The sequence below is a fragment of the Pseudomonas sp. NDM genome, from assembly GCF_003105095.1.
In the GTDB taxonomy this organism is placed as follows: Bacteria; Pseudomonadota; Gammaproteobacteria; order Pseudomonadales; family Pseudomonadaceae; genus Aquipseudomonas; species Aquipseudomonas moraviensis_A.
This window is the reverse complement of sequence record NZ_QETJ01000017.1, coordinates 25,307-37,913: the sequence shown is the minus strand read 5'-3', so window position 1 is coordinate 37,913 and position 12,607 is coordinate 25,307. Positions and strand designations below refer to the sequence as shown.

General features: G+C 59.6%; 12 protein-coding genes. 3 read left to right on the top strand and 9 right to left on the bottom strand.

Annotated elements, in window-relative coordinates:
• Nucleotide 1 precedes the first annotated feature (1 nt).
• The 9 genes from thrC to ffh all read right to left on the bottom strand — a co-directional run bounded on the left by thrC (nucleotide 2) and on the right by ffh (nucleotide 8,658).
• Nucleotides 2-1,411 carry a threonine synthase gene (thrC, locus tag DCO47_RS06715; protein WP_116657770.1) on the bottom strand — a complete coding sequence of 470 codons (1,410 nt, stop codon included), beginning with the start codon at nucleotides 1,409-1,411 and terminating at the stop codon, nucleotides 2-4.
• A gap of 105 nt (nucleotides 1,412-1,516) precedes the next feature.
• Nucleotides 1,517-2,821, bottom strand: a complete 1,305-nt coding sequence (locus DCO47_RS06710; RefSeq protein WP_024011722.1) for a homoserine dehydrogenase — start codon at nucleotides 2,819-2,821, stop codon at nucleotides 1,517-1,519.
• 131 nt (nucleotides 2,822-2,952) lie between these two features.
• Entirely contained in the window at nucleotides 2,953-3,684 is a 732-nt protein-coding gene (dsbC, locus tag DCO47_RS06705) for a bifunctional protein-disulfide isomerase/oxidoreductase DsbC (RefSeq protein ID WP_042606918.1), read from the bottom strand.
• Between the two features lie 258 nt (nucleotides 3,685-3,942).
• Nucleotides 3,943-4,839, bottom strand: coding sequence for a site-specific tyrosine recombinase XerD (xerD, locus tag DCO47_RS06700; RefSeq protein ID WP_064364382.1), 897 nt, complete (start codon nucleotides 4,837-4,839; stop codon nucleotides 3,943-3,945).
• A 187-nt stretch (nucleotides 4,840-5,026) separates the two neighbouring features.
• The gene (gene rplS, locus DCO47_RS06695) at nucleotides 5,027-5,377 is read right to left on the bottom strand and encodes a 50S ribosomal protein L19 (RefSeq protein ID WP_003175895.1); all 351 of its coding nucleotides are present in this window, start codon (nucleotides 5,375-5,377) and stop codon (nucleotides 5,027-5,029) included.
• A 45-nt stretch (nucleotides 5,378-5,422) separates the two neighbouring features.
• Nucleotides 5,423-6,175: a tRNA (guanosine(37)-N1)-methyltransferase TrmD gene (gene trmD, locus DCO47_RS06690; protein ID WP_038860625.1), complete on the bottom strand. Its 753-nt coding sequence runs from the start codon at nucleotides 6,173-6,175 to the stop codon at nucleotides 5,423-5,425.
• 2 nt (nucleotides 6,176-6,177) lie between these two features.
• Nucleotides 6,178-6,714: a ribosome maturation factor RimM gene (gene rimM, locus DCO47_RS06685; RefSeq protein WP_016771538.1), complete on the bottom strand. Its 537-nt coding sequence runs from the start codon at nucleotides 6,712-6,714 to the stop codon at nucleotides 6,178-6,180.
• Nucleotides 6,715-6,719: 5 nt separating this feature from the next.
• Nucleotides 6,720-6,971 (bottom strand): 30S ribosomal protein S16, encoded by a 252-nt coding sequence (gene rpsP, locus DCO47_RS06680; RefSeq protein ID WP_003185073.1) that lies wholly within the window; start codon nucleotides 6,969-6,971, stop codon nucleotides 6,720-6,722.
• A 310-nt stretch (nucleotides 6,972-7,281) separates the two neighbouring features.
• A complete protein-coding gene (ffh, locus tag DCO47_RS06675) occupies nucleotides 7,282-8,658 on the bottom strand; it encodes a signal recognition particle protein (protein WP_007967791.1) in 1,377 nt (458 codons plus the stop codon).
• A gap of 210 nt (nucleotides 8,659-8,868) precedes the next feature.
• Here ffh and DCO47_RS06670 point away from each other — a divergent pair, with 210 nt between their 5' ends.
• The 3 genes from DCO47_RS06670 (at nucleotide 8,869) to DCO47_RS06660 (ending at nucleotide 12,526) form a co-directional block, all read left to right on the top strand.
• Nucleotides 8,869-9,681 (top strand): inner membrane protein YpjD, encoded by an 813-nt coding sequence (locus DCO47_RS06670; RefSeq protein ID WP_016771539.1) that lies wholly within the window; start codon nucleotides 8,869-8,871, stop codon nucleotides 9,679-9,681.
• Between the two features lie 12 nt (nucleotides 9,682-9,693).
• Nucleotides 9,694-10,935 (top strand): transporter associated domain-containing protein, encoded by a 1,242-nt coding sequence (locus DCO47_RS06665; protein WP_064364383.1) that lies wholly within the window; start codon nucleotides 9,694-9,696, stop codon nucleotides 10,933-10,935.
• A 274-nt stretch (nucleotides 10,936-11,209) separates the two neighbouring features.
• Complete coding sequence (locus DCO47_RS06660; RefSeq protein ID WP_116657769.1) at nucleotides 11,210-12,526, top strand: MFS transporter; 1,317 nt, start codon at nucleotides 11,210-11,212, stop codon at nucleotides 12,524-12,526.
• Nucleotides 12,527-12,607: the final 81 nt, after the last annotated feature.

Below are 12,607 nucleotides of genomic sequence, written 5' to 3'. Positions count from 1 at the left end.
CTTAGAGTGGCTTGCCGCGGTTGCCATGCTGGCTGACAAAGGCTTGCACGGCTTTCAGGTCGTTCGGCAGAACCGTGCAGCGCTCGTTTCGCTCAAACAAATCAGAAAGATGTGCAGGTAGTTCGAGCGCTTTTCCTACACCCGCTTTCTCCACTGCCTCGGGAAACTTGACCGGATGGGCAGTGCCCAGAATCACCATCGGGATATCCAGACTGCGACGGCACTCGCGCGCGGCTTTGACGCCGATGGCGGTGTGCGGATCGAGGACTTCACCGGTCTGCTCGTAGACTTCGGCGATGGTTTCACAGGTCTGTGTGTCATCCACCGCCAGCGAATCGAACAGTTTGCGCGCTTCGGTCCAGCGCTCTTGTTCGACGCTGAAACTGCCGTCCTTTTTGAACGAGCCCATCAGGCCGGCGATTGCCGCACCATTGCGACCATGCAGGTCGAACAGCAGGCGTTCAAAGTTGGACGAAACCATGATGTCCATCGACGGCGACAAGGTCGCGTGCAGGGTTTCCTTGACGTACTGGTTGCCGCTCATGAAGCGGTGCAGGATGTCGTTGCGGTTGGTTGCGACGATCAACTGGTTGATCGGCAGGCCCATGTTGCGTGCCAGGTAACCGGCAAAGATGTCGCCGAAGTTGCCGGTGGGTACCGAGAACGACACCGAACGCGCCGGACCGCCCAACTGCAGGGCCGCATGGAAGTAGTAAACGATCTGGGCCATGATCCGCGCCCAGTTGATCGAGTTCACCGCCACCAGACGCGTGCCTTTGAGGAAGCTCTGGTCGGCGAAGCTGTTCTTGACCATTTCCTGGCAGTCATCGAAGTTGCCTTCGATGGCGATGTTGTGGATGTTCTCGCCGAAGATCGTCGTCATCTGCCGACGCTGCACCTCAGAGACGCGCTGGTGCGGGTGCAGGATGAAGATGTCGACGTTCTCGCAGTGCTTACAGCCTTCGATGGCCGCCGAACCGGTATCACCGGAAGTGGCGCCGACGATCACCACGCGCTCGCCGCGCTTTTCCAGCACGTAATCGAGCAGACGACCCAGCAGTTGCAGGGCGAAGTCCTTGAACGCCAGGGTCGGACCGTGGAACAGCTCCAGCACCCACTCGTTGCCGTTCAACTGACGCAGTGGCGCAACGGCACTGTGGGCGAACACACCGTAGGTTTCTTCGAGGATCTTCTTGAAATCGGCATCCGGGATACTGCCGGTAACGAACGGGCGCATCACCCGGAAGGCCAGTTCGTGATAGGGCAGGCCGGCCCAGGAGGCGATCTCTTCCTGAGTGAAACGTGGCAGGTTTTCCGGGACGTACAGACCGCCATCGGTCGCCAGACCGGCCAGCAGGACGTCTTCGAAATTCAGGGCCGGTGCCTGGCCGCGGGTACTGATATATCGCATTTTTTCAAACCTTCGGTTTGAGCTGCAAGCTGCAAGCTGCAAGCTGCAAGTAAAAGCCAGACTGCTTCTCTCTTGCCGCTTGCCGCCCGAAGCCTGCCGCTGCTTTTAGTTCAAGTGTTCGACGCGGATCCGTACAACCGGGCCGTCGACGCCAGCCAGTGCTTCCAGCGCAGTAATCGCATCGTTGATACGTTGCTCGACCACGCGGTGGGTCAGCAGGATCATCGGCACCAGGCCGTCATGCTCTTCGACTTCCTTCTGCATGATCGATTCGATATTGATGCCGCGCTCCGACAGGATGCTCGCCACCTGAGCCAGTACGCCCGGGTGGTCCTTGGCGTGAATGCGCAGGTAGTAAGCGCTTTCGCAGGCTTCGATCGGCAAGATCGGATGTGCCGACAGCGAGTCCGGCTGGAAGGCCAGGTGCGGCACGCGGTTTTCCGGGTCGGAGGTCATGGCGCGAACCACGTCGACCAGATCGGCGATCACCGACGAAGCGGTTGGCTCCATGCCAGCGCCGGCACCGTAGAACAGCGTCGAACCGGCGGCGTCACCGTTGACCATCACTGCGTTCATCACCCCGTTGACGTTGGCGATCAGGCGATCGGCCGGGATCAGCGTCGGGTGTACGCGCAACTCGATGCCGGCGTCAGTGCTGCGCGCCACACCGAGGTGCTTGATGCGATAGCCCAACGCTTCGGCATAGTTGACGTCGGCGGTGGTCAGTTTGGTGATGCCTTCGGTGTATGCCTTGTCGAATTGCAGCGGAATACCGAACGCAATCGACGCCAGAATGGTCAGCTTGTGCGCGGCATCGATGCCTTCGACGTCGAAGGTCGGGTCGGCTTCGGCATAACCCAGCGCCTGCGCTTCGGCCAGCACGTCTTCGAACGTACGGCCCTTCTCGCGCATTTCGGTGAGGATGAAGTTGCCGGTGCCATTAATGATCCCGGCGACCCAGTTGATACGGTTGGCGGACAGGCCTTCGCGGATCGCCTTGATCACCGGAATGCCACCGGCCACCGCTGCTTCGAACGCCACGATCACGCCTTTCTCGCGGGCCTTGGCGAAAATTTCATTACCGTGAACGGCAATCAGTGCCTTGTTCGCGGTGACCACATGCTTGCCATTCTCGATGGCCTTGAGTACCAGCTCGCGGGCAACGGTGTAGCCGCCCATCAGCTCTATGACGATGTCGATCTCAGGGTTCGTGGCCACTTCGAAGACATCGTTGGTAATCGCAATACCGGTCGTCTGGAACTGAGGCTTTGGCGTGCGCGTGGCAATTTGTGCCACTTCGATTCCACGCCCGGCACGACGAGCAATTTCCTCGGCGTTGCGCTGAAGTACGTTGAAGGTACCGCCACCGACGGTCCCTAACCCACAGATGCCTACTTTGACCGGATTCACTGTGAACTCCCCATGAAACGGCCGACGCAGGGTCGGCCGGAAAACAACCGCGTGCTCGCGGCTCTCTGTTGATGGCCCGGCGCTATTGCTGCCGGACCACGATCGTCAACGGCTGCCCGTGACGATGCGAATTACTTCGCGCCCAGCGCCAGTTTGGCGACTTGTGGCGCAGGCTGGTAGCCTGGAATGACCTGGCCGTCAGCCAAAACGATGGCCGGTGTGCCGTTCACGCCGATCGACTGACCGAGGGCGAACTGTCTGGAAACCGGGTTATCGCACTTGGCGGCCTTGATTTCCTTGCCATCGACCATTTTGTCCATGGCAGCTTTCTTGTCTTTCGAACACCACACCGCTTGCAGCTGTTCGTCGCCCGGCGAATTCAGGCCCTGGCGCGGGAACGCCACGTAGCGCACTTCGATGCCGCGCTTGTTCAGCTCGGGCACTTCGGCGTGCAGTTTGTGGCAATACGGGCAGGTGGTGTCGGTGAACACGGTGATGTGCGATTTGGTCTCGCCCACCGCCGGGTACACCACGGTTTCGGCGACCGGAATGGCATTGATCAGTTTGGAAATGCCCAGGCGTTCGGTCTTCTCGGTCAGGTTGACCGGTTTGCCGTTCTCCAGCTGGTACAGGTTGCCCTGCACGATGTACTGGCCATCGGCGCTCGCGTAGAGCACGCGGCTGCCTTTGAGTTTGACTTCGTACATGCCGGGCAACGGGCTGGCATTGATGCTTTCGACCGGAACCTCGAGTTCGAGTTTTTCCAGGCTTTGACGAATGGCTTTGTCGGCCGCGTCGTCGGCGACGGCAAAGGTGCTCACCAGCGCAATAGCGGCGGCGGCGAAAATCTGGGTCAGACGCATGAGTACTCCTGAGGGCGGGCCAATGAAACGATCAGAACGCCCGTGCGAAACACCGGGTCATAACCGTCCATCGTGCAAACCGGGAAAGCCTAACACATAAGGCCGCGAGGGCCGAATGCGCCTGTCGCCACACATTTGAACGTCACCGCAGAATCCTTGTAGGAGTGAGCCTGCTCGCGATAGCGGTAGTCCTGCCGACACGGCTTTGACTAACAGACCGCTATCGCGAGCAGGCTCACTCCTACAAGGGTTTGGTGTTCAGCCGCGGGGGTGGTGTTTGGCGTGCAGGTCCTGCAGGCGGGCGCGGGCGACGTGGGTATAAATCTGCGTGGTGGAAAGATCGCTGTGGCCAAGCAGCATCTGCACCACGCGCAAGTCCGCGCCATGGTTGAGCAGGTGCGTGGCAAACGCGTGGCGCAAGGTATGCGGAGACAGCGACTTGTTGATCCCGGCGACCTTGGCCTGGTGCTTGATCCGGTGCCAGAACGTCTGCCGGGTCATCTGCTCGCCGCGCTGGCTCGGGAACAGCACATCGCTAGGGCGGCCACCGAGCAATTCCTGACGGCCATCACGCATATAACGCTCGACCCAGACAATCGCCTCCTCGCCCATCGGCACCAGCCGTTCCTTGCTGCCCTTGCCCATCACCCGCAATACGCCCTGGCGCAGATTGACCTGCTCCAGCGTCAGGCTGATCAGTTCGGTCACGCGCAAACCACAGGCATACAACACTTCCAGCATCGCGCGGTCACGCTGGCCGATGGCGTCACTCAAATCCGGCGCCTTGAGCAGCGCGTCGACATCGGCTTCCGATAGCGACTTGGGTAACGGCCTGCCCAGTTGCGGCATGTCGACACGTAACGTCGGATCGACACTGATCAGCTTTTCCCGCAGCAGATAGCGATAAAAGCCACGCACCCCGGAGAGAAATCTGGCGGTCGAGCGCGGCTTGTAGTTCTGCTCCAGGCGCCACGCCAGGTGATCGAGGATCAACTCTCGGCCGGCATTGATCAGTTCGAGATTCTTCTCCTGCAACCAGCCGTTGAACAGCGCGAGATCGCTGCGATAGGCGTCGCGGGTATTGTCGGAGAGGCCTTTTTCCAGCCATAAAGCGTCGAGGAATTGATCAATCAGCGGATGGTCGATGGCAGGCATGGGGGCTCGGGCAGGCTGCTTTTCGCGCGGCGTGCAAATAGTCAGTAAAGGGGCGCCAGTCTTTCATAGCCGGCCAGTTCAAGAAACAGGCAGCTTCATTAAGCGAGGCGCGTGCAAGGCGTCCGGTAAATCGCAGGCAACAAAAAAGCAGCCCGTAGGCTGCTTTTTTCTGCATCGGAAGCTGGGCTTAAGCCAGTTTTTCCTTGATGCGGGCTGCTTTACCCGACAGGTCGCGCAGGTAGTACAGCTTGGCTTTACGTACGTCACCGCGACGTTTAACAGCCATGCTGTCGATCTGCGGGGAGTAGGTCTGGAAAGTACGTTCTACGCCAACACCGTTGGAGATTTTACGAACGGTGAACGCACTGTTCACGCCGCGGTTACGCTTGGCGATTACAACGCCTTCGAACGCTTGCAGACGGGAACGATCGCCTTCCTTCACTTTCACCTGAACGACAATAGTGTCGCCTGGGGCGAAGGTAGGGATTTCTTTGGTCATCTGCTCTGCTTCGAGTGCAAGGATGATTTTGTTGGTCATGCTGTGCTCCTAAGGTAAATCGTTCGATCTACCATCGATACGTTGTTAACTATCGTCCCGCTCGCGGATGTATTCCTCGAGCAGCTTCTTCTCTTCTCCAGAAAGCGAGCGGCTTTCCAGAAGATCGGCGCGTCGTTCATAGGTCCGACCAAGGGACTGCTGTAAACGCCAACGCCGGATATGCGCGTGATTGCCACTCAGCAACACGTCGGGAACACGCTGATCCGCATACACCTCCGGTCGGGTGTAGTGCGGGCAATCCAGCAGACCATCCGTAAAGGAATCTTCCTCAGCGGAATCCGCATGCCCTAAAGCTCCAGGCAGCAGTCGTGTAACCGCATCGATCAGGACCATGGCCGGCAGCTCGCCGCCAGACAGTACATAGTCGCCAATCGACCACTCTTCATCGACATGAGCCTCAATAAAGCGCTCGTCAATGCCTTCGTAGCGGCCGGCAATCAGGATCAATGCATCCGATTGTGCCAGCTCGCGTACCGCCGACTGAGTCAGTTGACGGCCTTGGGGGGACAGGTAAATCACCTTCGCCGCCTCCCCGGCTGCTGCCTTGGCCTGGGCCAGAGCATCTTCCAGGGGCTTGATCTTCATCACCATGCCCGGACCACCGCCAAACGGGCGATCGTCCACAGTGTGATGCCGATCCGTCGTGTAATCTCGCGGATTCCAACAGGTCAGCTGCAAGAGCCCCTGTTTGACCGCACGACTGGTGATGCCGTAATCGCCAATGGCGGAAAACATCTCGGGAAACAGACTGATCACTTCTACGCGCAAGTTAGCCACGTTCAGAAATCCGCGTCCCAATCCACCTTCATCTCGCCCGCTTCCAGGTCGACGGCCAACACGCATTGCTCCGTATAGGGCAACAGGCGTTCGCGATCATCCAGGCTGCCAGCGCAAGGCTTGACGACCATTACATCATTGGCGCCGGTTTCCAGAAGATGATCGATTTTCCCGAGCAATTGCCCAAGAGTGTCGATGACCTTCAGACCTTCCAGCTGGTACCAGTAGTACTCGCCTTCGGTCAATTCAGCGAACAGGTTGCGCGGCACGCAGATCTCATAACCGGCCAGAAGACGAGCTTCTTCACGATCATCGAGACCCTTGAGCTTGGCGACCAGGAACTTGTCGCTCCCGCGTCCACTGACCAGCTCGACCTGTTTGACATTGCCTTCGCGCTTGAGCGTCCAGGTTTTGTACTGCAACAGGTTTTCAGTCGGATCAGTAAAGGAATAAACCTTCACTTCGCCGCGAACGCCATGAACAGAATAAATTTTGCCAATAACGATCAAATCATCGGCAGGAGCTGGCGTCGCGTTCATATTGCTCAGGCCGCAGCCTTGGCAGATTCCTTCAACAACTGAGCAACGCGCTCAGAAGGTTGTGCACCAACGCTCAGCCAGTAGGCAACGCGCTCTTGGTTCACGGACAGACGGATTTCCTGACCACGGGCAACAGGGTTGAAGAAACCAACCTGTTCTTTGTGGGAGCCGTCACGCGGGTTACGCGAGTCGGTTACGGTCAGGTGGTAAAACGGGCGCTTTTTGGAGCCGCCAAGGGCAAGACGGATTGTTAGCATGTGAACATCGTTCCTGTAGTCGGTGCTGCAAATCTAAATGCACAGCGGGCATGGGTGCCCGAAAGGCCGCATATTCTAAGGAATATCCGGACTTTTGCAAATGCCTTTTTCCGGCGCCCATGGCATGCCGTGCAGATTTGCATGGAGAGCCGTCGATGAAAACGGCCAGTCAGCTCCCGCCGAGTGCGGGTTTGCTGTGGATCCTGCTTCCTTGCAGGGTCTGCGCCGGTGCGACGACCGGCGCGGATCTTGTGCCCGCCTTACCCATTTCTCTCGCCATATATAAGAAGAATGGATCAGACAGAACGTCTTACATCTTCGGCATGCCGCCGCCGGGCAACATACCGCCCATGCCGCGCATCATTTTTGCCATACCGCCCTTGGCGGTGAATTTCTTCATCATCTTCTGCATTTGCTTGTGCTGCTTGATCAAGCGGCCGATGTCCTGCACCTGAGTGCCGGAACCCATGGCGATCCGACGCTTGCGCGAACCGCTGATCAGCTCAGGGTCACGGCGCTCGGCCGGGGTCATGGAATTGATGATGGCTTCCATCTGCTTGAATTGCTTCTCTGCGGCGTTCTGGGCATTGCCCATTTGCGACAGGTTGACGCCGCCGATGCTCGGCAGTTTGTCCATGAGCCCGCCCAGGCCACCCATGTTCTTCATCTGTTGCAGCTGATCGCGGAAGTCTTCGAGGTCGAAGCCCTTGCCCTTCTTCAGCTTCTTGGCCAGTTTGTCGGCCTTGTCCTTGTCCAGCGTCGCTTCGGCTTGTTCGATCAGGCTGAGCACGTCGCCCATGCCGAGGATCCGCGAGGCGATCCGCTCAGGATGGAACGGGTCGAGCGCCTCGCTCTTCTCGCCCATACCGATGAACTTGATCGGCTTGCCGGTAATCGCGCGCACCGACAGCGCGGCACCGCCACGGGCGTCGCCGTCGACCTTGGTCAGGATCACACCGGTCAGCGGCAGCGCATCGCCAAAGGCCTTGGCCGTGTTGGCGGCGTCCTGACCAGTCATGGCGTCGACCACGAACAGGGTTTCCACCGGGTTGATCGCGGCGTGCAACGCCTTGATCTCGCCCATCATCTCTTCATCGATGTGCAGACGACCGGCGGTGTCGACGATGACCACGTCGATGAATTTCAGTTTTGCTTCTTTGATAGCCGCGTTGGCGATGTCGACCGGCTTCTGGCTCAGGTCGGACGGGAAGAACGTCACGCCGATGTCGTTGGCCAGGGTTTCCAGCTGCTTGATCGCGGCCGGACGGTAGATGTCCGCAGACACGACCATGACCGACTTCTTCTTGCGCTCTTTAAGGAAGCGCGCCAGCTTGCCGGCAGTGGTGGTTTTACCCGCACCCTGCAGACCGGCCATCAGAATCACGGCAGGAGGAACAGCGCTCAGGTTCAGATCTTCGTTGGCCGCGCCCATCAGGCTTTCGAGTTCGGCCTGGACGATCTTCACGAACGCCTGGCCCGGCGTCAGGCTGCGCGACACCTCGGTGCCGACAGCGCGTTCCTTGACCGAATTGACGAAGTCCTTGACCACCGGCAATGCGACGTCAGCTTCGAGCAACGCCATGCGCACTTCACGCAGGGTGTCTTTGATATTGTCCTCGGTCAGCTTCGCCTTGCCGGTAACATGGCGCAGCGTCTGCGAGAGACGGTCGGTTAAGTTTTCAAACATTGCGCGATCCTTTCAGGCCCTGTACAGACCGGGATAATGGCGGCCCAGACCGGAATCAACATGTGCTCGGCGAGCCTGCGGCGTGGGCAGGTCGCGGATTATAGCGAAGACTGCGACCGGCGGACACCTCGCCGTCAGCTTGCGGAGTCTTTCGTGCCGTGGCGGTTCTATGCCAAACTCAGCGCCTTTCGGGCTCGCCTAACAGGATTTATGCTCCCCTTGTCACCCAGTTTGCTGACCACCCTCGCCGCCGCCCTGCTCTATGCCGCTGCGACCGTCTATCAAAGTACCCGCCTGGCCACCGGCGCCAAGGCGAACAAGCGCCTGCTGGTCAGCCTCGGCGTGTTCGCCGTGCTCGCCCACGGCGCCAGCCTGCTCACTCATCTGTTGACCCCGATCGGCCTGGGCCTGGACTTTTTCAGCGCCTCGAGCCTGATTGCCGCCGCGGTGATTGCCCTGACCCTGCTCGCCTGTTCGCGGATCCCGGTGGAAAACCTGCTGGTGCTGCTGTTCCCGCTGGGCGCGATCACAGTATTGCTGGCGCAGTTCGCGCCGACCGGCACGGTGCAGATCATCGATGAAGAGCCGGGCATCCTCGCCCACATTCTATTGTCCATCCTCGCCTACGGCATGTTCACCATCGCGGTGTTCCAGGCGTTGCTGCTGCTGGTGCAGGACCATCAGCTCAAGCACAAGCACCCGTCCGGGCTGATCAAGAACTTCCCGCCGCTGCAAACCATGGAGAGCCTGCTGTTCGGTTTTCTCTGGGCCGGCTGGACGCTGCTGTCGCTGTCGCTGATCTCCGGCTGGCTGTTCGTCGAGAACCTGTTTGCCCAGCATCTGGTGCACAAGACCCTGCTGGCCTGCCTGGCGTGGATCGTCTTCAGCGTGCTGCTGTGGGGCCGCAACCGTCTGGGCTGGCGTGGCCACAAGGCGATTCGCTGGACCCTCGCCGGTTTCTGCCTGCTGATGCTGGCGTACTTCGGCAGCAAACTGGTTCGTGAATACATTCTGCACATCTGACGGGCGGCATAAATGGACGGTTTGCCCATAGGGCCGATGCTCGCGGTATTTGTCCTGCTGATTTTATGGTCGGGGCTGTTTACCGCCGTCGAAATCGCGCAGCAGTACCTGCTTGCGCAACGTGTCGCCTCGCGCGCCAGCGATAAACCGCTGGCCAGGCTGAGCTTCCCGCTCGACAGCCTGATCCTCTGCAACACCCTGTGCCGCGCCCTTGCGGTGATCATCGCGACGCTGCTGGCGATCTTCCTCTGTGAAGAAAACGGCCCGTGGGCGGCCTGCCTTGGCGCCGGCGCCATCCTGCTGGTGTTCGCCGATTATTTCCCGCGCGCCGTAGCCCGGCGCTATCCCGACGCCGTACTGGCGTTCGGCAACGCTCTGCTGGCCGTGCCGATGAAAATCGTCTACCCGTTCGCCTGGCTGCTCAGCCGTCTCAGCGTTTTGCTGACGACTCCGTTCACGCGAACGGCTCAGGTGGTGCAGCAGAGCGAAGATGATTTGCCGGCCGATCCTGACGACGCCCCAGAGCACCCGGTTCGCGCCCACCCGGTCGCAGGCATTCACGCGCTGGACAACATTACGGTCAACGACATCCTGGTGCCGCGCAGTGATGTCGACGGCATCAATCTCGACGATTCGATCGAAGAGATCATCGAGCAACTGCGCAACAACACACGCACGCGCCTGCCGGTGTTTCACAGCGACATCAATCAGGTCGAAGCGGTGCTCAACACCCGGCAGATCGGCCATTTGCTGAGCAATGGCGAACTCACCCGCGAAGCGCTGCTGGCCGCCAGTTACGAGCCCTACTTCGTCCCGGAAAGCACGCCGTTGCAACTGCAATTGCTCAATTTTCACAAGCAGCAGCGCCGCCTGGGCATGGTCGTCGACGAGTATGGCGAAGTCCTCGGCATCGTCACCCTCGAGGACATTCTCGAAGAGATCGTCGGCGAATTCGAAAGCGAACACAGCCTCGACAACCCGCATATCCATCCACAAGCCGACGGGCGCATGCTGATCGATGGCGCCGCATCGATCCGCGATGTGAACAAGTGCCTGGGCTGGCATCTGCCAAGCGACGGGCCGAAGACGCTCAATGGCCTGGTCACCGAAGCGCTGGAAACCATTCCGGAAAGCGCGGTGTGCCTGAAGATCGGGCGTTATCGACTGGAAATCCTCGAGACCGAGGAGAACCGGGTGAGCAAGGTGCTGATCTGGCACACCTCTTCTGCTCCTGCTTTGGTGCCCGCCAGATAAAAATCAAAAGATCAAAAGATCGCAGCCTTCGGCAGCTCCTACCCTGCGATCTTTTGCGCTTGTTTGATCGTTAGCCCCCTTCCTATAATCGAGGCGCTTACCCAAGCGCCGTCGATCCCTGTGCTTACCCGGCACTACCCGGATCCTGACTGTTTCCGCTGCAAACCGACGACTGTTCCTACTCGAAACAGCGCTCGCGCCCTACCCCACATCCCTGGGTGTTCGACCATAATAATTCGCTCCACTGGAGCTCATGACTGTCAGGGATCACCGCATGACGACCCATACCGCTTACCGCGAAACCGCGCCTGCCCAGCCGACCAATTCTGCCACCCGCGTGGCTACGGCGAGTTTTATCGGCACCGCGATCGAGTTCTACGACTTCTATGTTTACGCCACAGCGGCTGCGCTGGTGATCGGGCCGGTGTTCTTTCCGCAGACGTCCGGCACGGCGCAGATGCTTTCGGCGTTTCTTACCTTTGGTATCGCATTTCTGGCGCGACCACTGGGCTCGGCGTTGTTCGGCCACTTCGGTGACCGTATCGGGCGCAAATCGACGCTGGTGGCCTCGCTGCTGTTGATGGGCGTGTGTACGACGCTGATCGGCGTGCTGCCGGGTTACGCCACCATCGGCGCATGGGCGCCGATTCTGTTATGTGTGCTGCGCTTCGGTCAGGGCTTGGGATTGGGTGGCGAATGGGGCGGTGCCGCTCTGCTGGCCACGGAGAACGCGCCGAAAGGCAAACGTGCCTGGTTCGGCATGTTCCCGCAGCTCGGCCCTTCGATTGGTTTTCTCGCCGCCAACGGTTTGTTCCTGACCTTGGCCATGACGCTCGATGATGAGCAATTCCGCAGTTGGGGCTGGCGCATTCCGTTTCTGCTCAGCGCGGCGCTGGTGATGGTCGGCCTGTACGTGCGCCTCAAGCTGCATGAAACGCCAGTGTTTGCCAATGCCATCGCCCGTCAGGAGCGGGTGAAGGTGCCGCTGGTCGAGTTGTTCAGCCAGTACTGGGCACCAACCTTGTTGGGCGCGGCGGCAATGGTGGTCTGCTATGCGCTGTTCTATATCTCGACGGTGTTTTCTCTGAGTTACGGGGTTGCCACACTCGGCTATAGCCGCGAAACGTTCCTCGGGCTGCTGTGCTTTGCCGTGCTGTTCATGGCGGCCGCGACACCGCTGTCTGCCTGGGCCAGCGACCGTTACGGGCGCAAACCGGTGCTGATCATCGGTGGTGTACTGGCGATTCTGTCCGGATTTCTGATGGAGCCGTTGCTGACTCAGGGCTCGACCTGGGGCGTGGCGCTGTTTCTGTGCATCGAGCTGTTCTTGATGGGCGTGACGTTTGCGCCGATGGGCGCACTGCTGCCTGAACTGTTTCCGACCCATGTGCGTTATACCGGCGCTTCGGCGGCGTACAACCTGGGCGGCATCGTCGGGGCCTCGGCGGCGCCGTTCTTTGCGCAGAAACTCGTGGCGATGGGTGGATTGAGCTATGTCGGCGGGTATGTATCGGCGGCAGCGGTGTTGAGTCTGATTGCGGTGCTGTGTTTGAAGGAGACGCGCGGCAACGACCTGAATCGTGTCGCTTGATAGATAGCTATCGCGAGCAGGCTCACTCCTACAGGGGAACGCATTTCAAATTGTAGGAGTGAGCCTGCTCGCGATCGGCGC

Coding starts and splice junctions, on each gene's coding strand:
- thrC (WP_116657770.1), bottom strand. CDS start 1,411: ATGCGATATATCAGTACCCGCGGCCAGGCACCGGCCCTGAATTTCGAA.
- DCO47_RS06660 (WP_116657769.1), top strand. CDS start 11,210: ATGACGACCCATACCGCTTACCGCGAAACCGCGCCTGCCCAGCCGACC.
- rimM (WP_016771538.1), bottom strand. CDS start 6,714: ATGAACGCGACGCCAGCTCCTGCCGATGATTTGATCGTTATTGGCAAA.
- ffh (WP_007967791.1), bottom strand. CDS start 8,658: ATGTTTGAAAACTTAACCGACCGTCTCTCGCAGACGCTGCGCCATGTT.
- dsbC (WP_042606918.1), bottom strand. CDS start 3,684: ATGCGTCTGACCCAGATTTTCGCCGCCGCCGCTATTGCGCTGGTGAGC.
- DCO47_RS06670 (WP_016771539.1), top strand. CDS start 8,869: ATGCTCCCCTTGTCACCCAGTTTGCTGACCACCCTCGCCGCCGCCCTG.
- DCO47_RS06665 (WP_064364383.1), top strand. CDS start 9,694: ATGGACGGTTTGCCCATAGGGCCGATGCTCGCGGTATTTGTCCTGCTG.
- rpsP (WP_003185073.1), bottom strand. CDS start 6,971: ATGCTAACAATCCGTCTTGCCCTTGGCGGCTCCAAAAAGCGCCCGTTT.
- rplS (WP_003175895.1), bottom strand. CDS start 5,377: ATGACCAACAAAATCATCCTTGCACTCGAAGCAGAGCAGATGACCAAA.
- xerD (WP_064364382.1), bottom strand. CDS start 4,839: ATGCCTGCCATCGACCATCCGCTGATTGATCAATTCCTCGACGCTTTA.